The organism is Methylobacterium sp. Leaf456, assembly GCF_001425465.1.
Taxonomy (GTDB): Bacteria; Pseudomonadota; Alphaproteobacteria; order Rhizobiales; family Beijerinckiaceae; genus Methylobacterium.
Window position 1 is genome coordinate 70,961 of the sequence record NZ_LMQV01000001.1, and the last position, 21,085, is coordinate 92,045.

The 21,085-nt window shown below is 68.3% G+C and carries 21 protein-coding genes; 10 read left to right on the forward strand and 11 right to left on the reverse strand.

Features of this window, described 5'->3' with window-relative positions:
* Window positions 1-41 precede the first annotated feature (41 nt).
* Window positions 42-986 (forward strand): three-Cys-motif partner protein TcmP, encoded by a 945-nt coding sequence (tcmP, locus tag ASG52_RS25790; protein ID WP_082552278.1) that lies wholly within the window; start codon window positions 42-44, stop codon window positions 984-986.
* Here tcmP and ASG52_RS25795 read toward each other — a convergent pair.
* Window positions 938-1,690: a DUF5131 family protein gene (locus ASG52_RS25795; protein ID WP_082552279.1), complete on the reverse strand. Its 753-nt coding sequence runs from the start codon at window positions 1,688-1,690 to the stop codon at window positions 938-940. The two genes, tcmP and ASG52_RS25795, sit on opposite strands and share 49 nt — an antisense overlap.
* A gap of 84 nt (window positions 1,691-1,774) precedes the next feature.
* Window positions 1,775-2,371 carry a pyridoxamine 5'-phosphate oxidase family protein gene (locus ASG52_RS00405; RefSeq protein ID WP_056237424.1) on the reverse strand — a complete coding sequence of 199 codons (597 nt, stop codon included), beginning with the start codon at window positions 2,369-2,371 and terminating at the stop codon, window positions 1,775-1,777.
* 313 nt (window positions 2,372-2,684) lie between these two features.
* On the opposite strand from ASG52_RS00405, the gene ASG52_RS00410 reads away from it, so the two are divergent.
* Entirely contained in the window at window positions 2,685-5,888 is a 3,204-nt protein-coding gene (locus tag ASG52_RS00410; RefSeq protein WP_200945553.1) for a PAS domain S-box protein, read from the forward strand.
* A gap of 1,229 nt (window positions 5,889-7,117) precedes the next feature.
* On the opposite strand, the gene ASG52_RS26795 is transcribed toward ASG52_RS00410, so the two are convergent.
* From ASG52_RS26795 to ASG52_RS00430, 5 genes are all read right to left on the reverse strand, one after another.
* Window positions 7,118-7,741: a hypothetical protein gene (locus tag ASG52_RS26795; protein WP_156383740.1), complete on the reverse strand. Its 624-nt coding sequence runs from the start codon at window positions 7,739-7,741 to the stop codon at window positions 7,118-7,120.
* Between the two features lie 478 nt (window positions 7,742-8,219).
* Window positions 8,220-8,693, reverse strand: a complete 474-nt coding sequence (locus ASG52_RS00415) for a DUF2721 domain-containing protein (protein WP_056237428.1) — start codon at window positions 8,691-8,693, stop codon at window positions 8,220-8,222.
* Between the two features lie 5 nt (window positions 8,694-8,698).
* On the reverse strand, window positions 8,699-9,046 hold the full coding sequence (locus ASG52_RS00420; RefSeq protein ID WP_056237432.1) for a lipid-A-disaccharide synthase N-terminal domain-containing protein: 348 nt from the start codon (window positions 9,044-9,046) through the stop codon (window positions 8,699-8,701).
* Between the two features lie 7 nt (window positions 9,047-9,053).
* Complete coding sequence (locus ASG52_RS00425) at window positions 9,054-9,794, reverse strand: glycosyltransferase family 2 protein (protein WP_056237433.1); 741 nt, start codon at window positions 9,792-9,794, stop codon at window positions 9,054-9,056.
* Window positions 9,791-11,557 carry an ArnT family glycosyltransferase gene (locus ASG52_RS00430; RefSeq protein WP_056237437.1) on the reverse strand — a complete coding sequence of 589 codons (1,767 nt, stop codon included), beginning with the start codon at window positions 11,555-11,557 and terminating at the stop codon, window positions 9,791-9,793. The genes ASG52_RS00425 and ASG52_RS00430 overlap by 4 nt, the downstream gene beginning before the upstream one ends.
* 207 nt (window positions 11,558-11,764) lie before the next feature.
* Between ASG52_RS00430 and ASG52_RS00435 the strand changes: the two genes are divergently transcribed.
* The 5 genes from ASG52_RS00435 (at window position 11,765) to ASG52_RS00455 (ending at window position 15,538) form a co-directional block, all read left to right on the forward strand.
* Complete coding sequence (locus ASG52_RS00435) at window positions 11,765-11,959, forward strand: hypothetical protein (RefSeq protein ID WP_003599068.1); 195 nt, start codon at window positions 11,765-11,767, stop codon at window positions 11,957-11,959.
* Window positions 11,960-12,112: 153 nt separating this feature from the next.
* The gene (locus tag ASG52_RS00440; RefSeq protein ID WP_056237442.1) at window positions 12,113-13,744 is read left to right on the forward strand and encodes an acyl-CoA synthetase; all 1,632 of its coding nucleotides are present in this window, start codon (window positions 12,113-12,115) and stop codon (window positions 13,742-13,744) included.
* Window positions 13,745-13,783: 39 nt separating this feature from the next.
* Complete coding sequence (locus ASG52_RS00445) at window positions 13,784-14,011, forward strand: hypothetical protein (RefSeq protein WP_056237447.1); 228 nt, start codon at window positions 13,784-13,786, stop codon at window positions 14,009-14,011.
* Window positions 14,008-14,220: a type II toxin-antitoxin system RelE/ParE family toxin gene (locus ASG52_RS00450; RefSeq protein WP_286158898.1), complete on the forward strand. Its 213-nt coding sequence runs from the start codon at window positions 14,008-14,010 to the stop codon at window positions 14,218-14,220. The genes ASG52_RS00445 and ASG52_RS00450 overlap by 4 nt, the downstream gene beginning before the upstream one ends.
* 811 nt (window positions 14,221-15,031) lie before the next feature.
* On the forward strand, window positions 15,032-15,538 hold the full coding sequence (locus tag ASG52_RS00455) for an Ntn hydrolase family protein (RefSeq protein WP_056237450.1): 507 nt from the start codon (window positions 15,032-15,034) through the stop codon (window positions 15,536-15,538).
* A gap of 64 nt (window positions 15,539-15,602) precedes the next feature.
* Here the strand turns inward: ASG52_RS00455 and ASG52_RS00460 are convergent, their stop codons facing one another.
* On the reverse strand, window positions 15,603-16,151 hold the full coding sequence (locus tag ASG52_RS00460) for a hypothetical protein (protein ID WP_056237454.1): 549 nt from the start codon (window positions 16,149-16,151) through the stop codon (window positions 15,603-15,605).
* A gap of 162 nt (window positions 16,152-16,313) precedes the next feature.
* Here ASG52_RS00460 and ASG52_RS00465 point away from each other — a divergent pair, with 162 nt between their 5' ends.
* On the forward strand, window positions 16,314-16,700 hold the full coding sequence (locus ASG52_RS00465) for a hypothetical protein (RefSeq protein WP_056237459.1): 387 nt from the start codon (window positions 16,314-16,316) through the stop codon (window positions 16,698-16,700).
* A gap of 12 nt (window positions 16,701-16,712) precedes the next feature.
* Here ASG52_RS00465 and ASG52_RS00470 read toward each other — a convergent pair whose 3' ends face one another.
* Together ASG52_RS00470 and ASG52_RS00475 are read right to left on the reverse strand one after the other, a co-directional pair.
* Entirely contained in the window at window positions 16,713-17,075 is a 363-nt protein-coding gene (locus tag ASG52_RS00470) for a response regulator (RefSeq protein ID WP_056237466.1), read from the reverse strand.
* A gap of 55 nt (window positions 17,076-17,130) precedes the next feature.
* Window positions 17,131-18,384, reverse strand: a complete 1,254-nt coding sequence (locus tag ASG52_RS00475; RefSeq protein WP_056237469.1) for a sensor histidine kinase — start codon at window positions 18,382-18,384, stop codon at window positions 17,131-17,133.
* A 419-nt stretch (window positions 18,385-18,803) separates the two neighbouring features.
* On the opposite strand from ASG52_RS00475, the gene ASG52_RS00480 reads away from it, so the two are divergent.
* Window positions 18,804-20,216 carry an AMP-binding protein gene (locus tag ASG52_RS00480; RefSeq protein ID WP_082552280.1) on the forward strand — a complete coding sequence of 471 codons (1,413 nt, stop codon included), beginning with the start codon at window positions 18,804-18,806 and terminating at the stop codon, window positions 20,214-20,216.
* A 203-nt stretch (window positions 20,217-20,419) separates the two neighbouring features.
* Window positions 20,420-20,761, forward strand: a complete 342-nt coding sequence (locus tag ASG52_RS00485; RefSeq protein ID WP_056237472.1) for a hypothetical protein — start codon at window positions 20,420-20,422, stop codon at window positions 20,759-20,761.
* A 118-nt stretch (window positions 20,762-20,879) separates the two neighbouring features.
* Here ASG52_RS00485 and ASG52_RS00490 read toward each other — a convergent pair whose 3' ends face one another.
* On the reverse strand, window positions 20,880-21,077 hold the full coding sequence (locus ASG52_RS00490; protein WP_056237475.1) for a hypothetical protein: 198 nt from the start codon (window positions 21,075-21,077) through the stop codon (window positions 20,880-20,882).
* Between the last annotated feature and the right edge of the window lie 8 nt (window positions 21,078-21,085).

The following is a 21,085-nucleotide window of genomic DNA, read 5'->3' on the forward strand; positions in this document are numbered from 1 at the left end:
AATGAGCCCAGAGAAACTCGATGTGACGGGTCGGTACGAGCATGGCCGGTGGACACAGGTTCGGTGGGGATTGGACCGATCTCAAGCTTGATGTTTTGCAAAAATATCTGGGGTTCTTCACGAGCGCCCTGCGAAATAAAAATTTCGATCTTTATTACATCGATGCATTCGCTGGCAGCGGCGGCCGTCTCATCGATCGATTGGTGGAAAATCAGCCGTTTCTCTTCGGGGCGGAGGCACGACTTGAGCAGGTCTACGTGCCCGGTTCGGCGCGTATCGCGCTCGAAACATCTCCCCCATTTCAGCAGATTATTCTCGTCGAGCGACACGAGGGGCGATTTGCTGCTTTGACGGATCTTTGTGCCGAATATCCGGATATCCGGGCGCGGACACAGAGGGGCGAGGCAAACGCCGCCATCATCGAATTGTGTCGATCTACCCCCTGGCTCAAGACAAGCCGGAATCGGGCTGGCGTTCGAGCCGTAATGTTTCTCGATCCCTACGGAATGAGCGTCGAATTCGAGACTTTGCGTGAGATCGCCGCAACGCAGGCAATTGATGTCTGGTACTTGTTCCCGCTCAGTGGCGTATACAGGCAAGCTGCCAGATCCGGTCGAAATCTGACTCCGGACAAGAGGGCTGCCATCACTCGCATCCTCGGGACACCGGAATGGGAAAGCGCATTCTACGGGCAGGACAACCGTTCAAACGACTTGTTCGCTTCGCTCGACGACGTGGGCGGATCGATGGACATGCGCCGCACGGCCGACGTGCAAGCTATCGAGACATACGTCAAGAAGCGTCTCGATAGCATCTTCCCTCATGTTTCAAATCCGCTGCGCCTCAAAAGAAAGGATGGGACGCCGCTGTTCTCGCTATTCTTCGCCGTCTCCAGCCCAAATCCGAAGGCGATCGGGCTGGCGCGCAAGGTCGCTACTCACATTCTTGATTCCGGCAGCTCATCCCAGGTCCGTCCGCGAAAATGACGGCCGGTTTTTCGCTTATTTGGACCACCCCATTGTTTGAAGAAGAAGGCGGCATCGCTTGAGCGGCAGAGCTGCTCGATCTCTTCGACCCATGTCTCGTTGATCGCGCGTGATCGAGGACCGCTCTCGCCGCCGACAATAGCCCAAGCGATATCTGTCAAATCTGCATCACGAACCGAGCCTAGAAGTGGCTCGAACGACACGAAGCGGACTGCGGCGGGCACGCTTCGGAGATCATTGAGGCGGTGTAGAACATCGCTCGACTCAACGCTTGTTCCCAGCCACACATTTTGAAGGATCGGAAATGTACTGTCCGACAGGACCAGGCGCATCCGCTCCGGTCTTTTCGTGAGAATCTGAAAAGTGTGCTGCGATGCCGCTTCCATCGCTTGCCAAACGTTATGGATAAAATCTGCAGGCACGTCGGGATGAAAAAGGTCGCTCATCGAATTAACGAAAACTAAGCGACGTCCCTTCCAGCGGCTTGGAATGGCCAAGGCATTGTCATCGCATTGAACGCGCCCGGTCCATACGGCACGTCCCCCGCTCTTGCGAGTGAGACCGGCATATCGCTGGACGCCCATTGCTTCTAAGCGAGCCGCCATTCTCATGGCGTAGCAGTTCGTGCATCCTGCGCTGACAACGGAGCAGCCCACCACAGGATTCCAAGTCGCGTCCGTCCACTCGATCTTCGTTTCAGCCATGGCCGCTTTCCTCTCGGCCGCGGCAGCCGATTAGGTGGAACAAAGGGAGCCTATGAGACAACTCTTGGTCCACAAATACAAGCCTTAAGGCGCCACCCAAGCCCCTTGCCACCCCTCCCCCTCGCGCAAAAAAACCGCCCGGCGGTGGCCGCGGCGGTCGAGGTAGAGCAGGTCGAGGCGCATCGCCCGCACCACCACGGCGCCGAAATTCTCGCGGCCGATGCGGCTGTCCGGGTCCTCGTCCGGCATGGCGTAGGCGCCGCCATCCGCCAGCGGCGTGCCGGGGGGCGGATCGATCCCGTAGCAGACCCGGCTCATCGCCCGCGAGCCGGTCCAGGCGGCCTCCGCCAGCGCGTCGTCGCGGTGGAGGCGGGCATGGCCCTCGATCCGCACCTGCAGCTTGGCGCCCGCGTCGTAGACGTGGAGCGCGGCCGGCGTGCCGGCTTCGATCTCGCGCGCCTTGTCCGAGCGGGCGTCGCAGTGGAAGCGCAGGGTGCCGGTCTCCCCGTCGGCGGCGCGCAGCACCACGGTGCGCAGCCGCGGCTGCCCCCGGGCATCGACGGTGGCAAGCGCGGGCAGGTGGAACGGGCTGCGGCCCGTCTCCGCGCCCTCGGCCAGCCGCCGCCACGCCTCCGCACGGAAGGCGGCGAGGTCGTCGTAGAACGGGGGCAGCGGGTGCAAGCGGGGCTCCGGGCGTGAGGAGGGCGGAGGCTGGGCGCTCCGGCGCCGAGGCGCAAGCTGGGCCTTCCTTTCCCTTCCCCCGCCGGGCTCGATCTGCCAAGGCAAGGCCGGAGCGAAACATCGATCCGAGGCAAGGCACGGCAACGCTTCTCATGCGTTGACGAACCCGAACACCCGCCGCTCCTCCCTCCGCGTCCCCGCGCCAGGCATACCGTCTCCTTTGGCTTCCTCCCCCGCCGCCCCCTCGTCTCCCGCCGGCTCGTTGGCCGCGGCCCCTGGCTTCCTCGCGGGCGGCGGCGCGTGCGGGGCGCTGATGCGCGGGCTCGACTGGGCCGCGACCCCGCTCGGCCCCCCCGAGGGCTGGCCCGCCCCGCTCAAGACGCTGGTCGGCGTGATGCTGGCCTCGCACCAGCCGATGCTGATCGTCTGGGGCCCCGCCCACACCACCCTCTACAACGACGGCTACGCCGCCATGTGCGGCACCCGCCACCCGGACGCGATGGGGCGACCCTTCGAGGAATTGTGGCACGACATCTGGGACTTGGTGGAGCCGATCCTGTCCGCGGCCTATGCGGGCGAGGCGACGCATATGGACGACATCGCCTTCGTCATGCACCGCAATGGCTTCCCGGAGGAGACCCACTTCTCCTTCGGCTACACCCCCGTCCGGACCGAGGACGGCACGGTCGCCGGCATGTTCTGCGCCTGCGCCGAGACCACCTCCGCCGTGAAGTCCGGCCGGCAGATGGCGGCCGAGCGCGAGCGGCTGCACCGCCTGTTCGAGCAGTCCCCGAGCTTCGTCGCGGTGCTGTCCGGGCCCGACCACGTCTTCGAGTTCGCCAATCCCGGCTACCGCCAGCTCGTCGCCCACCGCGACGTGGTGGGCAAGCCCGTGCGCGAGGCCCTGCCCGAGGTCGAGGGCCAGGGTTTTTTCGAACTCCTCGACGAGGTTTTTCGCAGTGGGAAGGGCTACACGGCCCACACGGCGCCGCTGACGATCCTGCGCGAGCCCGGCGGCCAACCCGAGCAGCGCTACCTCGACTTCGTCTACCAGCCGATGCGGGACGCGGCCGGGGCCATCACCGGCGTATTCGTCGAGGGCTCCGACGTCACCGAGCGGGTCCAGGGCAACGCGGCGCTGGCCGAGAGCGAGACCCGCTTCCGCACCATGGCCGACGACGCGCCGGTGATGATGTGGATCACCGACGCCGCGGGCGCCTGCCTCTATCTCAACCGGCGCTGGTACGAGTTCACGGGCCAGGAGGAGGCGCAGGCGCTCGGCCTCGGCTGGCTCGACGCGGTCCATCCCGACGACCGCGGCTGGTCCGGCGAGACCTTCATGGCGGCCAACGCCCGGCGCGAGGGGTTCCGGCTCGAATACCGCCTGCGCCACGCGGACGGCGGCTACCGCTGGGCGATCGATTCCGCGAGCCCGCGTTTCGCCGCCGACGGGACCTATCTCGGCTATGTCGGCTCGGTGGTCGACATCCAGGAGCGCCGCGCCGCCGAGATGGCGCTGGCCGAAAGCGAGGAGCGGGTCCGGCTCGCCGCCGAGAACGCCGAGGTCGGCCTGTGGGACGTCGACCCGATCGCCGACACCCTGTTCTGGCCGGCGCGGATCAAGGCGATGTTCGGCCTCTCGCCCGACGTGCCGGTCTCGATGGCCGACTACTACCAAGGCCTCCACCCGGAGGACCGCGCGCGGGCCAGCGCCGCCTTCGCCGCCGCGGTCGATCCCGCCCGGCGCGCCCTCTACGATGTCGAGTACCGCACCGTCGGCCGGGAGGACGGGCTGATCCGCTGGGTCGCCGCCAAGGGGCGCGGCGTGTTCGAGGGCGAGCGCTGCGTGCGCGTGCTCGGCACGGCGGTCGACGTCACCGACCGCAAGAGCACCGAGGCCCGCCTCATCGAGACCACGCGCCGGCTCGACGCCGTGCTCGACAACGCGACGCAGGCCGTCTTCATGATGGATGAGCAGCAGCACTGCGCCTACATGAACCGCGCCGCCGAGCGGCTGACCGGCTATGCCCTGGAGGAGACGCAAGGGCGGCCGCTCCACGACGTCGTCCACCACACCCGGCCGGACGGGCGCCCCTACCCGCTGCACGAATGCCCGATCGACCAGGCTTTTCCCGAGAACAACCAGGAGCAGGGCCAGGAGATCTTCGTCCACCGCGACGGCTCGTTCTACCCCGTGGCCTTCACGGCGAGCCCGATCCGCGACGAGACCGGCCGCCCCGTCGGCACGGTGATCGAGGCGCGCAACATCGAGGCGGAACTGCGCGCCAAGGCGCAGCTGGAAGCCTTCAACGCCAGCCTCGAACAGCAGGTCGCCGAGCGCACCGCCGAGCTGATGCGGGCCGAAGAGGCGCTCCGCCAATCACAGAAGATGGAGGCCGTCGGCCAGCTCACCGGCGGGCTGGCGCACGACTTCAACAACCTGCTCACCGGCATCACCGGCTCGCTCGAACTGCTGCAGACGCGCCTCGCGCAGGGGCGGCTGGGCGAGATCGACCGCTACGTCAACGCCGCGCAAGGCGCCGCCAAGCGCGCCGCCGCGCTGACCCACCGGCTGCTCGCCTTCTCCCGCCGCCAGACGCTCGACCCCAAGCCCACCGACGTGAACCGTCTGGTCTCCGGCATGGAGGAGCTGATCCGCCGCACCATCGGCCCGGCGATCACCCTGGAGGTGGTCACCGCCGGCGGGCTGTGGTCGGCGCTGGTCGATCCGGGCCAGCTCGAGAACGCGCTCTTGAACCTCTGCATCAACGCCCGCGACGCCATGCCGGAGGGCGGGCGCATCACCATCGAGACCGCCAACAAGTGGCTCGACGCCCACGGCGCCCGCGAGCGCGACCTCGATCCCGGCCAGTACCTCTCGCTCTGCGTCACCGACACCGGCACCGGCATGAGCCCGGACGTGATCGCCAAGGCGTTCGATCCGTTCTTCACCACCAAGCCGCTCGGCCAAGGCACGGGCCTCGGCCTCTCGATGATCTACGGCTTCGTGCGCCAGTCGGGCGGGCAGGTTCGGATCTATTCGGAGGTCGGCCAGGGCACGACCATGTGCCTCTACCTGCCCCGCCACTACGGCGCGGCGCAGGACGAGAGCCTGCCGGAGCTGACCGCCGCGCCCCGTGCCGAGCAGGGCGAGACGGTGCTGATCGTCGATGACGAGCCGACCGTGCGCATGCTCGTCACCGAGGTGCTGGAAGATCTCGGCTACACCGCGATCGAGGCCGCCGACGGGCCCGCCGGCCTGAAGGTTCTGCAATCCGACGTGCGGATCGACCTGCTCGTCACCGATGTCGGCCTGCCCGGCGGCATGAACGGCCGGCAGGTGGCCGATGCCGGGCGCCTGCTGCGGCCGGGCCTGCGGGTGCTGTTCATCACCGGCTACGCCGAGAACGCGGTGGTCGGCAACGGCCACTTGGAGCCCGGCATGGCGGTCATCACCAAGCCGTTCGTGATGGACACGCTGGCGGGCCGCATCAAGGAGATGATCGACGCGCGGTAGTTTTTTGGGATTCTTTTTTGAGATGGCGATCCGGCGGCCCGCGCATCCCCTCGCCCCGCACGCGGGGAGAGGGTCGCGACGACCCTGTCGTCGTCGCGACAAGCGGTAGCGAAGGTGAGGGGGCGCTTCCGGATGAGCCTCTTCCGTCGAAGCCCCCTCACCCCCGGCTGCCGCCTCGCTTCGGCGACGACGGGGTCGCCGAAGCCCTCTCCCCGCAAGCGGGGCGAGGGGATGCGCGGGCCGCCTCGGCGATCATCGGAGCCCCGCCCACACGAAACCCCCGGCGCCGCTTCGGCGTCGGGTGGGGCCGCCCATGGCCCTTGGAAGGGGTGACGCGGGATGCCGGGAAACCCCGGCAGACCAAGCGCTTGTGTCTCAAAAGATCCGGTTTCCCGGCATCCCGCGGTCCGGTGCGCGTGGATTGCGTCCCGAGCCGATTTTTCGTTGCGGTGTCGTCGGCCGTGGCCAGCGGGCGGATAGGCATTCGGGTCTCTGAAATGAGCCCCGGGTCACCACAATCGCCCCTGCCGCGAACGGGCGCCCCGTAGTGAGCGCCGCCGCCCTTCACGCGTCCGAACCCAGAGAGGGGTCGCGCGCCGGGCATTTCCTCCCGAACCGCGCTGTTGCGCCTGAACGCGCTCCGCTCCGAGTCCGGCGTGTCGCCGAACCCGCCGCCCGGAGCGAGGAGACCGAATCCCCACCGCAGGCACCGCCCCCACCCCCCGACTTGAACCCCCCGGTCGGTCCCCGAGGCGCTCCCCCGTGCGGGTGGTGGGTGATGGGAGAGTTGGCATATGATAGGAATTTTGTCAAGTTCACTGACGGCATAAGGCGCCGCTCCTGCCTTTGCCCGTAGGACAACAAAATTTGCGTTTAAACGCGCAAGTATTTTTTTAGCTTTAGATTGCGATAATAATAATATGTTTGCGCTATCGAAATCGGGCTCTAGCTACTGCGCCTCCAATAGCAGCATTGTTATGCGCAATGGCTGCGGAGGGGCTTGGACCGCCCGGAAGGTAATAGGGAAATGGAAGAAATCCATTCACTACCCTTCTGAAATCTGCTTTGGCGCCAGGGCCTACTGTAATAAGAAGCTCATGCGTGCGGGTTCGCGCTTCATCTAAAAGCGGGCTTGAAGGTGTTGAGACCCGTACTAGGTTCCAGGTAGGAGCAATATTGCCGCTCGAAACGATTACAAACTTAATATTGTAAGAAAAAGAATCGGACCTCTATCCTAATGGATGGCCTATTCCAGTATCTTCAGATCGTGACGACCGTAATTGGCTATTGATGATGACGGCATCGATTAGCCAATCTCTTATTCCAAGATTGCTTTTGACTAAAAACGGTGAGCTGGCGCTGTCATGTCCTAAAGATCGAGGGTCATAGCAAGTGTTTCGGCCATTATCATCGTCTATTAATTGTTTCATGGAATAATAATAGTCAAATTTGTCGATTCTATTGGCCTCTGATGATAGCTGTCCTCCAAATCCGAAAGTAAAACTTTGATCGTTCGGCAATGGATTTATAAGTGATACGTTTGGCGAGAGTGTCGATTTTTCGTTTACAGTGAAAGATAGTTCAATTTGTGCCCCCCAAGTTGGAGGGAGTGCAATATCTTCTACTGTTGTAACGTCCATCCCCCGATGCTTTCTTCTTAAGTTTCGCTCCCGGGCCTCATGGCCAGCTTTGCGTAGTTCACAGTAAATTGCTCGTTTGATTTCAAGTTGCATGTATCGAGACTTGAGTGAGTCGTCCCAGTCATAGAATTCGGTTAAGTGCGGCACAGAAATCCCGCATCCTGCCAAGAAAACAGATTGGCTAACGGTAATAAATAAAGCAAAAATTTTCATGAAGTCAATCCTTTTTGAGGGCCACGGAGAACAATAATTCTCTAATTTTTTGTATGGTTTCTGGAGATGAAGATAGTTCAAATTTAGCCGTTCCATCAGCGCTTACTTCGATGCGCTCCTCAATGCAGTGAACTGTGCCGTCTTCGTCAGTCCAGCATCCCGAGTTGTCATTTCGAGTAATTTTATCGGACATAAGGCATCTCCCAATCCATATCGTAGAAGAACAAGGCTCTGGTTTTTGGGCAAGCAGGGTTCAAATATAAATTGTCTATGTTGCGTCAATGCAACAATCACTGTGCATGCTGTTTGAGCCCGGATCAGATGATCAGTACTTGAGCTGTGTAGTGGATATAAATGCGTGTTTAACCCACGGATCGACAAATTTATTAATAATCAATCAGATCGGTAGTAATTCAGACAGCTCGATCAAATTTATGGTGGATAACTGTAAGGCTTATTCGATGTCGGAATCGATAGCTCATACCGTCGGATGATTGACTGACCCCGCCGCGATCCTCACCCCCCGCCCCGCCAGCAGAATCTCCCCCAAAAACGCCAGAATCGCCCCGATCGTACACCCCAACGCCAGCCCGAAACACACGAACAACACCGACGCCGCCGAGCCTTCGCGCAGCGCCCCCACGAACAGCGTCAGCACGGCGATGCCGGTCAGCACGCCGCCGAGGCTCGCCAGGACCACGGCGAGGTCGAGGAGGAGCGAGCGGCGGCGGAGATGGGCGAGGCGGCGGGCGAGGTCGGCGGCCTCGTCGGGGCCGGCGCCGATCAGGTCGGCGCGCAGCGTGTCGACCTTGTCGGCGACGCGGCCGAGGCGGGTCGAGAACACGTTGAGGAGGGTGGCGAGCGCCGAGAGCAGGAAGGCGGGGGCGAGCGCCACCTGAATGATGTGGGCGATGGTGTCGGGGTTGCCCGCCTCGGGCGGGAGCGGGACCACGGCCCTCAGGCCTTCACGCCAACCTTGGCGCCGCGCGCTCGACGTCGCTCGCGAAAGATCAGGACGAGGTTGCGCACGTAGATCACCGTCGAGAGGCCCTGGCCGATGATGATGACGGGCTCGCGCCGGACGAATCCGTAGACCAGCGTCATGATCCCGCCGACGATCGACAGGAACCAGAACGAGAGCGGCATCACGCTACGTCCCGCCCGCTCGCTCGCCCACCATTGCAGGATGAAGCGCGAGCCGAACACGAGCTGCGCGCCCACGCCGAACACCAGCCAGAAATCGAAGCGGGTGACGAACACGTCGTAGAAATAGGCCGGGAGATCCTCGGCGAGCTGGATCAGCATGGGCGGGTCAGCCTCCGTGCTCTTCCGAGGCGGTCGGCGCCGGGTGCCGCCGCCGGATCAGCCACCACACGCCGGCCATGTCGAGGAGGCCGACCCAGAGCCGGTCGAACATCCCGTATTTCGAGCGGCCGGTGAAGCGCGGCCGGTCGATCACGTCGCGGTGGACGACCGCGAACCCCTCGCGGGTGACGAGCGCGGGCATGAAGCGGTGCAGCGCATCGAAATACGGCAGGCTGAGATAGACCGCGCGGCGGAACACCTTGAGGCCGCAGCCGGTGTCGCGGGTGGCGTCCTTCAGGATCTTGCCGCGCACGCCGTTGGCGACCTTGGACTGGAACCGCTTCCAGCGCCCCTTTCGCCCGACGCGCTGGCCTTGCGCGAGGCCGACGCCTTCGCCGCCCTCGTGCAGGGCGCCGTACAGCGCCGGGATGAAGGCCGGATCGTTCTGGCCGTCGCCGTCCAGCGTCGCGATGACGGGGGCGCGGGCGCGCAGCACGCCGCTGCGCACCGCCGCGCTCTGGCCGCCGCTGTGGGCGTGCCGGACGATGCGCAGCCACGGGTGGGTCTGCTGCGCCAGCACCAGGGCGGCCTCAGTCCCGTCGGTCGAGCCGTCATCGACGTAGATGACCTCGAACGGGCTCATGGGCTCGCAGGCGCGGCCGATCTCGTCCACCAGCGACGCGATGTTGCCGGCCTCGTTCTTCACCGGCACGACGACCGAGAGGTGGAGGGTCTGGGTGTCGCTCATGGTGTCGTGCCCGGCAGGACGGCCCAGGCGGAGATTCCCACCGGCTTGCCGCCGTTGATGTTGAAGCCGGTGACGCGCCCGACCTGCTGTTTCTGCCCGCCCGACTTCGCGATTGCATCGGCTTTGGCGAACGCGTCGGCGAAGCGGTCCTCGACCAGGACGAGGCGGCAGCCGCCGGCCGCGAGGTAATCGCGCGCCTCCTCGGCCGTGCTCAGCATGGCGAGGTCGGTGCCCAGCGTGAAGACGAGGCTCGGCTCGCGCAGCCCCAAGGTGCCGGTGCGGACGCCCTCGCAGGGCAGAGTGTTCCGAAGCGCGGCGAGCCGTGGGGCGAGCTTGAGGCTCTGGAGCACCGGCTGGGTCAGGCCGAACACCGCGGGCGAGACGATGAGCGAGGCGAGGATGGCGAGCACCAACGCCCCCTCCCCCGCGCCGCGGCGGAAGGCGGCGAGCGCCAGGGCGGCCAGGGCGCAGGCCGCGAGCAGGAATGGCAGGGCGGCGAGCGGCAGCACCCCGTCGAGGCGCCACGCGGCGGCGCTGAGACCTAATGTGAGCCCCACCGGGATCAGCACGACGAGTCCGGCGACCCAGGCGGCGCCGGGCCGGCGCGGATCGAGGGCGCCGCGATGGAGCGCCAGCACGGTCAGGATGGCGACGGCCGGCATCAGCGGCAGGACGTAGTGCGGGAGCTTGGTCGGCAGCGCCTCGAAGATCAGCCACATCGGCACGATCCAGGCGAGCAGCAGCGCCACCGTCTCCTCGCCGCGCCGTGCCCAGGCGAAGGGGATGGCGAGCGCCGCGAAGGCCGCGCCCGGCCAGAAGGTGGCGAAGAAGGCGAGCGCGTAGGCGCCGGGCGGCCCCCAATGCTTTTCCGCGGCACCCCCGACCTTGCCGAGCATGTCCTTACCCACGGCCTCGCCGAAGAAGGCGCCGCCGCTCTTCCAGGCGATCGCGACGAACCACGGCGCCACGACGAGGAGGACGAGGGCGAGGCCGAGCCGCGGGCGCAGATCGAGCAGCCAGCGGGCCGAGCCCTCGCGGATCGACAGCACCAGGGCGGCGAGCCCGGCGAACAGCGGCACCATCGGCCCCTTGATCAGGATGCCGAGCGCGAGCCCGAGCCAGAAGATCACGGCCGTCGAGAGTGAGGCCGGCCCGCGCCGCCGCTCCAGCCGGGCCCGTCCCAGCCACGCGCGGGCGAGCGCCCCGAAGCTCGCGACCGCGCAGGCCGTGAGCAGCGCGTCGGTCTTGGCGAGCCGGGCTTCCGCCGAGAGCATCAGGCAGGCGCCGAACAGGGCGGCGGCGAGCAAGGCCCCGCGCCGGGGCAGGATCGCCAGCGCGGCCCAGTAGGTCAGCAGGATCGCCGCGAGCGCGCCGATCAGCGAGGGAAGCCGATAGAGGCCGATGGTGGTGCGGGCGCCGGGCACGCCGAGCGCTTCGGCTGTGGCGACGGTCGCGGCCTGGGCCCAGTAGATGCCGACCGGCTTCTTGTGGCGGGCTTCCGTCTGGAAGCGGATATCGACGAGGTCGCCGGTCTCCAGCATCTGCTTGGAGGCTTGGGCGAAGCGCGGCTCGTCCCGGTCCATCGGCTGGAGCGACGCGAGGCCGGGCAGGAAGGCGACGAGGCCGAGGAGAAGCAGCAGCGCGCAGGCGCGTCCGTGGCTCGCGGCGCCTGTTGCGAGCAGGCCGTCCGCCGCCCGCAGCAGACGCGCCAGCGGACCGAAGGGGGCGCGCGCCGTCGGGAGCGGGCGGGAGAGGACGGGCATCGGCGGCTTTAAGGGGCTGACCTTCGTCGAGGCCGACGGATGGCCCCGGCCCGGCCGGGCGCCGTGTCGGTGATCCCGCCGGGATTGTCAAATTCCTTGCGCGCGCCGGCCTCTCGTGCGCTCGCGCACATGAGCGTCCGAGCCAGGGCAAGGCAAACATGCACCGGGCGGGTAGCCGGAGCCGAAGGGCGCCCCTATATTCGGCTCATGGCAAACAACAGCGCAAATCCCTACACCCTCGAAATCGAAGCCTGCGAGCGTCCGGCGGGACACTTCACCTGGGCGATCCGCCGAAACGGCAAGCTGTTCCAGCGCGCCGACCGGGTCCAGACCACGGAAGAGGCAGCCGAGCGCAGCGGGCTCGCCGCCCTGGAAAAGCTCCTGAGCGGTCGCGAGCGCTGATCCGGTCGGCCGCGACAAGCGGCCCACCGCGCTCCACCCCCAATCCATGACGAACCGCGAAAAGGCTCCCGGGTCCGACCCCCGTGGGGCCTTTTCCGTCGTTGATCGCCCGCCAAGGTCGTCTAATCTCCTGAAAAATGGGAGCGAACGCCGATGGCGCGCGAGACGATCTACGACCGGGACCTCGACAAGAACCCGGCCAACCACCAGCCGCTGACGCCGCTGACCTATCTCGACCGCGCCGCCCGGACCTTTCCGGAGCAGGTCGCCGTCGTCCACGGGTCGCTGCGGCGCTCTTACGCCGAACTCTACGCGCGCACCCGGCGTCTCGCCTCGGCGCTCAAGGCCCGCGGCATCGGGCGGGGCGACACGGTGGCGGTGCTGCTCGCCAACACGCCGGCGATGATCGAGTGCCACTACGGCGTGCCGATGACGGGGGCGGTGCTCAACACCCTCAACACCCGCCTCGATTCAGAGGCCATCGGCTTCTGCCTCGACCACGGCGAGGCCAAGATTTTCATCGTCGATCGCGAGTTCTCGAAGCTCGCCCGCGGCGCGCTGGAAAAGGCGGGCGTGACGCCGTTCGTCATCGACTACGACGACCCGGAATTCAACGGCGAGGGCTCCGCTCTCGGTGAGACAACTTACGAAAAATTCCTGGCCTCGGGCGATCCCGAGCACGATTGGGCGATGCCCGCCGACGAGTGGGACGCGATCTCGCTCAACTACACCTCGGGCACCACGGGCGACCCGAAGGGCGTGGTCTACCACCATCGCGGCGCGGCCCTGCTGGCGCTCGGCAACGTCATCACGGCGGGGATGGGCCAGCACGCGGTCTATCTCTGGACCCTGCCGATGTTCCACTGCAACGGTTGGTGCTTCCCGTGGTCGCTCTCGGTGGTGGCCGGCACCCATGTCTGCCTGCGACAGGTGCGGGCGCCCGCGATGTACGCCGCGCTCGCCGAGCACGGCGTGACGCATCTGTCGGGTGCGCCGATCGTGATGTCGACGCTGCTGAACGCCCCCGAGGACCAGAAACGGCCCCTGTCCAGCCGCGTCCACTTCCTCACGGCGGCCGCGCCCCCGCCCGAGGCGGTGCTCGCCGCCATGGGGGAAGCGGGCTTCGACGTGACCCATCTCTACGGGCTGACCGAGACCTACGGCCCGGCGGTGGTCAACGCATGGCACGAGGAATGGAGCGACCTACCCTCCGATGAGCGCGCGAAGAAGAAGGCGCGCCAGGGCGTGCGCTATCCGGTGCTGGAGGGGCTCGACGTGCGCGACCCCGAGAGCATGGCCTCCCTGCCCGCCGACGGGCAGACCATCGGCGAGGTGATGTTCCGCGGCAACGTGGTGATGCGCGGCTACCTGAAGAACCCGACATCGACGAAAGAAGCCTTCAAGGGCGGCTGGTTCCGCTCCGGCGACCTCGGGGTGAAGCACCCCGACGGCTACATCCAGCTCAAGGATCGCTCGAAGGACATCATCATCTCCGGCGGCGAGAACATCTCCTCCATCGAGGTCGAGGACGCCCTGTTCAAGCACCCGGCGGTGGCCGCCGCCGCCGTGGTGGCCAAGCCCGACGACAAGTGGGGCGAGACCCCCTGCGCCTTCGTCGAGCTGAAGGAGGGGCAGGAGGTCTCCCCCGAAGACCTCATCGCGTGGTGCCGCGAGCGGCTCGCCCCCTACAAGCTGCCGCGCCACGTGGTGTTCGGCGAGCTGCCGAAGACGTCCACGGGGAAGGTGCAGAAGTTCGTGCTGCGGGAGAAGGCGCGGGAGGGGTAGGCCGCTTCGCCCGCGGAGCAATCCGTGTATCCTGATGCCATGACCGAATTGCTCGAAAAGGCGGTCGCGACCGCGCGGGGCCTCCCCCCGGAGCTGCAGGACGAGGCGGCGCGGATGCTGCTCGCCTTCTTCGGCGAGCCGCATCCCGTTTACCAGTTCACGCCCGAAGAGGAGGCCGAACTGGACGAATCCGAAGCCGCCGCGCAGCGCGGTGACTTCGCCACGGACGAGGAAGTGCGCGCCATCTGGGCCAAGTATGGGCTGTGAGGCTGCGTCTCACCACGCCGGCCGCGCGTCAGCTCGATCGCGTGCTGGGCTACATCGCGCAGCATAATCCGCAGGGCGCGCATCATGTGCAGGAGCGCATTTCCGATGTGCTGAACGTCCTGCTGCAACATCCCTATGCCGGGCACCGCACGGCTCGGCCCGGCATTCACCGTATGCTGGTATCGCCCTACCCTTACGCCATCACCTAACGCGTCACGGGCGATGAGATCGTCGTTCTCGGCGTGCGCCACGCCGCGCGGCGGCCGCTGGCCTGATCCGTAGGCCTGCCAAGGTTTCACCGGAGCGCGTATGCTCGCAACGGTCGAATCGGCGCATTCGCGCTGCGTTCGCGGGCTCAGGATCGGCGGCTTCGGGGGAGACGATGGCGACGACGCGCAGGACGCTCGTGTTCGGCACCGCAGCCCTGGCGGCGGCAACCGCCGGTTCGGCGGCGCATCAGGCATGGCTGTCGCACGGCGAGCCGGCGGCGCCCGCCCCACGCCTCGATCCGATCCCGGTCTTCGACCTGCGTGAAGCCGATCCGGCCCGGCACGCCCTCGCGCGGCGGGACCGGGTGCAGGGCCTCGCGCAGGCCTGCATCGGGCCGCTGACGCCCGCGGCCCGCCTCGCGCTCTCGGGGGCGGACGCCCTGGCGCGGCGCTGGCTCGTCGCCTCGGGGACGCCCTATGCCGACGAACTCGCGCGCATCGCCGCCGGCACCGGCGTCGGCGGCGTGCACCTGCTCAATGCCAGCTACGAGTGGGGCTGCACCGCGCTCGCCGCCCCCGCGCCGGAGGGCGGCTCGGCGCGGCTCCTGCGGACGCTGGACTGGCCGTTCCACGGCCTCGGGCGCGGCGTCGAGCTGTGGCGGCAGCGGGGGCCGGCCGGCGACTTCGCCAACCTGTCGTGGCCCGGCGCCGTGGGGCTCCTGACCGGCCTCGCGCCCGGACGCTTCGCCGCCGCGATAACCAGCCGCCCGTCCGGCGGCGCGCGCCCGGCGACAGCCCCGCCCTGGATGCCGTGCTGGCCGCCGCCGTCGCGTGGCGCTCCGACGGGCGGCTGCCCGCCCTGCACCTCCTGCGGCGCGTGTTTGAGACGGCGCGCGACTATGCCGAGGCCCGGAGCCTGCTCGAACGCACGCCCATCGCTGCGCCTGCGATCTTCACGCTCGTCGGCGTGGCGGCGGGCGAGACCTGCGTCGTCGAGCGCGACACCGAAGCCTTCACGACGCGCGAGGGCGTGGCGAGCGCCGCCAACGTCTGGCGCTACGGGACGTTTCCGGGCGCGTGGCGCGGCGGCCGCGCCTCGGAGGAGGCGCAGGATAGCGCCGAGCGCGCCGCGATGATCGAAAGCTGGGCGGGCCGGGCCGGCGCGCCGTTCGAATGGGTGAGGCCGCCGATCCTCAACGCGATGACGCGCCTCGCCGTCGAAGCCGATCCCGCCAGGGGGATGCTGCGGGCGGTCGGCTACGAGGAGGCGTCGGGCGAGGAGGACAGCGCCGTGCCGGTGACGCAGGTGCTGGACTGAAGCGCCGTCTCCTGAGCCCATCCGGAGCGGGCCGTATGGCCCGGCGGCCCGATCACGTGCCGGATCACGAGGACGTGTCGCAGACGAGCGCCGCCCCCTCCCCCGCCGGGACGATCCGGGCGGAGAGGCCGAGGGTCGCCTCCAGCGCGTCGGCCGCGAAGGCCTGCATCGTCCGCGCGACATCGGGGCCGATCTCTGCCTCGACCGTCCGGATCGGTGCCGCGAAGGCGAGCGTGGTGACGCCGACGCCGTTGCTGTGGCCGATGTCGAAGGCGATCGAGCGGGTGCGCAGCCCGCGATAGGTGCCGACCAGCGGGACGTGGATGCGAGTGTGGGTGGGGTGCCGCTCGGCCGAGGCGCGCCCGACCGCTGCGGCGATCGCGGGCGGGATGCGGACCGTCGCGGTCAAGCGCGGATGGCCCTCCTCGAAGGAGTAGCGCGCGTTCAGGTCGCTCCGAAAGGCGTCGAGCGCGGCGCCGGCCCGGCACCCCCGTTCGAGCCCGCCGATGAACGCGTCGAGCCTCGGCACGTCGGAGGCCGACGCCGGCAGGGCGCCGACCAGCAGGGCCAGTGCCGCCGTGGCGGCACGCGCGCGGAGTCCGGTGGGCATCATGGGCGAGAGTCCTGTCGGGCGTGTCGATCCGCGGTCTCGGCGCCGCGAGGGCATCGGTCGCGGGCCCTTAGTTTTATCGAAGGTCGCCCTGCGGCCCTCGGGGGCCCCGCTTGGAGCTCGTAGGATGGCCGCCTCTGCCCTCCCGATCCCACCGAAAGCCGCATGCCCCGCACGCTCCTCGCCCTCTCGGCCGCGCTCGGTCTCCTCCTCGCCCTGCCGGCGCGGGCCCAGACCGTGGAGGATGGGTCGGACGCCGCCATCGGCAAGGACAATACGGCCCTCGTCATTGGGCTGATCGCCGAGCGCTTCGCCGCGCTCGATCCGAAGGTGACGACCCTGCGGCGGGCGCGGGATTCCTGGATCTGCGGCGCGGTCAACGTGAAGAACCGGGACGGGCTGTATATCGGCGAGCGCGGCTTCGTGGTCGATGTGGGCAGCCGCTTCTTCGGCCGGGTGCCCGAGGGGCCGGAACTCATGAACCCGCGCGCTGACGGGTTCGCCGAGAAGGAGCGGGTCCGCCAACTCTTCTTCGACCTGTGCCTGGATTGAGCTGGTCCGCGATCACGCCACGCCGAGCCGGCGGGCCACGTCGATGATCGCCGCCATGCGGTAGGGCTTTATCACCAGCACGCTCTCGGCCACCTGCCGCGGCTCTTCGGTGCTGTAGCCGGTCACGTAGATCACCGGCAGGGCGGGCTGGAGCGCGCGGGCGCGTTCGGCGAGGTCCCAGCCGTCGAGCTGGCCCGGCAGGCGGATGTCGGTGAACAGGAGATCGACTTTGGCGCGCTCCCGCAGGAGGTCGTAGGCCTCCTCCGCCGTGCCGGCGCAGAGCACGTCGAAGCCGGCGTCCTCGAACTCCATCGAGACGGCGCTGAGCAGCATCTCCTCGTCCTCGACGACGAGCACGGTCCGCTTGTCGGACATTTTTTTCTCTCCCCCCGCCTCTCGTCTTCGTGCGTTCCGCCCGAGCGGGACGAGTCTATCCCGCCGCCGCGAGCCCCGGCGCGAAGCCGAAGCCCGGCGCCTCCGCCGTGTCGGGGACGGGCGCGGGCCGCGGCGGCGCGGCGGGGAAGCACAGGCGCACCGTGGTGCCCCGCTCGCGTCCCGACACGATGGCGGCCGAGCCGCCCGATTGCTGGGCGAAGCCGAACACTTGGCTCAAGCCGAGCCCCGTGCCCTGGCCCAGCGGCTTCGTGGTGAAGAACGGCTCAAAGGCGCGGGCCTCCACCTCCGGCGGCATGCCGGTGCCGGTATCCGTCACCTCGACGCAGACGCCCTCGCCCGTGCTTGCGCCCTCCTGGGCCGGGCCGGTGCGGATCGTCAGCGTGCCGCCGTCCGGCATCGCGTCGCGGGCGTTGACCGCGAGGTTGAGGATCGCGTTCTCGAGCTGGTTCGGATCGATGCTGAGCGGGGGCAGGCCGGGCGCGAGGTCGGTCTCCAGCCGGATCTTGGCGCCGATGGTCCCACGTAGCAGTTCGGCGAACGAGCCGATCAGCGCGTTCACGTCGGTGCTCACCGGCGAGAGCGGGTGCTTGCGGGCGAACGCCAGCAGCTTGTGGGTGACGGACGCCGCCCGCTCCGAGCCGCGCATGGCGTCGCGCAGGGGCTTGAGCAGCGGGCTGTCGGCGGGCAGGCCACGCTCCACCCGGTCGAGGTTGAGCAGCACCACGTTGAGCAGGTTGTTGAAGTCGTGCGCGACGCCGCCGGTGAGCTGGCCCACCGCCTCCATCTTCTGCGACTGGCGCATCAGCGCCTCGGTGCGCTGGCGCTCCTCGTTGGCCTGCTTCAGGGCGGCGAGCGCCTGATCGCGCTCTTCGATGCGGGCGCGCAACGCCTCGTTGGCCCGGCGCAGCTGCGTCGGCGAGGGCAGGCTGAGCGCGCGCGGCATCAGGTGCCACAGGGCCAGCGCCGTGCCGATGGAGGCCGCGGCGGTGACGATCTTGACCATCGCCTCCAGCCCGTAATCCGGCACGTAGAGCGTCCAGATCGCCATCAGGTGGGTGGCGCCGCAGGCGGTGATGAACACCGCGAACGACCAGAACACCCAGCCGAACACCACGTCGCGGCGGCGGGAGACGAAGGTGGCGAGCGCCACCGGAATCGAGAAATAGGCCAGCGCGATCAGCGTGTCGGTGACGATGTGGGTCCAGATCAGCTCCGGGCGCCACAGCAGGCAGATGCCGTGGGGCGAGAGGTTCTCGACCTCCCAGAGTCGCCGCAGACCGTCGAGCATCGGACCCTTCTTCCTCGCCAGAGCCACGCGCCGGATATTGTATCCGGCACGAGGCTCTGGTTCGTTGTGCCGCATCGGCTGTTTCCGAAAGCCGGTTCCCGCCTTTCGGGCCGATGCTTTCGGAACCGCGCCGGCTCATTGGTGCCGCGCGCGGGCGCGGTTGGCAATCCCGGCCGATTCCCCGCCATGGCAACGCTTGAGGCGAAGGGCCCGGCTTTTTTGCGGCACACGCCGTGAACGGAGGAGGCGCTTCGTCCGGTCGGCGATGGTCCCTCATTGCCGATCGCCCCCGCGAATGCGGAGCGGCCGGCGTCCGCCGGGCGCACGGAACGGGGCCATCGGCCCTGTTTCGCGCCGCTCATATTAAAGATTGCTTAACCATAACGGTCCCACATCGGACGGGTAGCGAGGGGCAGCGCGTGTCGGCGCATCGGGCGATCACGCAGGAATCATCATCCGGAGAGGCCGTCCCGCCGGCCCCCCCGAGCGCGCCGCTTCGCCGGATCGGCCTCGGCAGCCTGCTGGCGGCGACCGCCCGGCACCATCCCGACCGGATCGCGGTGATCGACCCCGCCGACAAGCCGGCCTGGAGCGGGCGGCCCGCCATCACCTGGACCTACGCCGCGGCGGCCGAGATCGTCGAGCGCCTCGCCCGGGGCTTGCGCGGCTGGCGGCTGCCGCCGGGCAGCCGCATCGGCCTGTGCCTGCCGGGCTCGGCCGAGAGCGTGCTCGCCATCCTCGCGGTCGAGGCCGCGGGCCACGTCGCCGTGATGCTGCCGGTCTCGTGGGACGAGGAGCGCCTGCTCGCCGCCGCGCAGGGCGTGGGCCTCGCCGCGGTGCTGACCCAGGCCCGTCTCGGCGGCGCGGCGCCGGCCGAGCGGCTCTGCACCGTGGCGATGCGCTATTTCGGCCTGCGCTACCTCGCGGCCTTCGGCCCCGACGTGCCCGACGGGGTGATCAACCTCGACCGCTTCGTCCTCGACGGCCCGGCCGGGCCCGCCCCGGAGCGCCCGCCCGCGCCCGCCGGATTCGTCACCTTCGCCGGCGGCGATCCCGACTGTCCGGTCTTCCGCAGCAGCGAGGCGCTGGTGGCCGCCGCCGCCGCCCATCTGGTGGCGGCCCGCGTCGCGCCGGGCGAGCGCATCCTCAGCCTGATCGGCCCGCACGACCTGCGCGGCCTCGCCACCGGCCTCGCCGCCGCGATCGTCGCCAGCGCCACCCTCGAAGTGCTGCCGCTGTTCGACGGCGCCGCCTTCGCCAACGCCTTGCGCCGCCCCGGCCCGACCCATCTCGTCGCCCCGGCCTTTCTCGAGAACAACCTCGCGGGCCGCGACCTGCCGCCGGAACTGCGCTCGGCGGTCTTCGTCCACCGCGCGCCCGCGCGCCTGCCGGCCCGCAGCCGGGCGCCGGGCGGGGCCCAGGCGCTACGCCTCGACACGGTGATCGACACGGTGGCCTTCGACGAGACCGCCCTGCTCTCGGGCCGGCGCGGGGGGCCAAGCGACGTCTCGCAGGCGCTCGGCCGTCCCGAGCGGCTGGCGCTCCCCGCTGGGCTGATGGAGATGCGCCACGGTAACGACGCACGTCTCGCCTTCCGCGGACAGGCCTGCGCCGCCGCGGCGCTGCAGCGGGGAACGCCCCGCAGTGCAAACCCGGCAGCGTGGCACGAGACCCCCTACGCCGCGATCCTGTTCGCCGGGCTCGCCACCGGCGTGGACGTGGCGGCGCTCCGCATCGATGCCGACAGGATGGAGACGACTTTTTTGCGCCTGCGTGAGAATCGCCCGTCGAGCGTTCTGGCCGCCTGCACCGAGCCGGAACAGCGCCGTTAAAATTTCGTGATTCCAATGGTTTGCCGGAGTCCCGCGACGGCGCGCCGACCCCGATCCCAGATGCTGCGGCGCCGTTCAGAGCCGCTTCATCGCGCGCCGTTTCGCGTTTCCGCGTCTCGATGGTCGGCGAACCAATCGCGACGGGGCGGGTTATTGTCGGTGCCCCTTCACACGGGGTGCGACATGGGATAACGCTGAAGCTTATGGGTGCGCTGCAACAAGTACTCGTCGTCGATGATGGCCATCGGGCCATCGACCGCTCTCTCGCTGCCGACCTCGCGGGGCTCGGCTATGCGAGCGTCACCGCTTCGATCGAAGCCGCCGACGACGTGCTGGCGGTGATCGCCCGCCCCGCCGCCATCCTGTTCCAGCTCTCCGGCCGCGCCAGCCCGGAGATCGCGGCGCTCGCCGCCCGCCTGCGCGAGCAGATGCGCGCCGGCGGCATCCCGGTGATCGACATCGACGACGCAGGATTCCGCCCCGGCGCGCCGGTCGATCTCAAGAGCCGGATCGGCCCCTACGTGCTCAACGAGCCGGAACTGTAGACCCGTTCCATGGCGGGACGGTGACGGGCGGCTCCCAGCGGGCCGCCTTTTTCATGGCCACAGTGCCGCATCGACGCTTCCCGAAAGTCGGTTCCCACCTTTCAGGCCGATGCTCTCGTCAGAGCGCGAGGCTGATCTCGCTCTCGCGCACCGCCCGCTCGGCCGCGCCGGAGCGCATGCGGTAGGACGGCTCGCCGGTCGGGTCGTCGGGCATCAGCCGGACGATCTCGCCGACCTCGCCGAAGCCGAGGCGCGTGTCGGTCTGGTGCGTGGGCGCGCGGCGGACACGCTGGCCGAGCTTGAATTTGTGGGACATCGGATTCT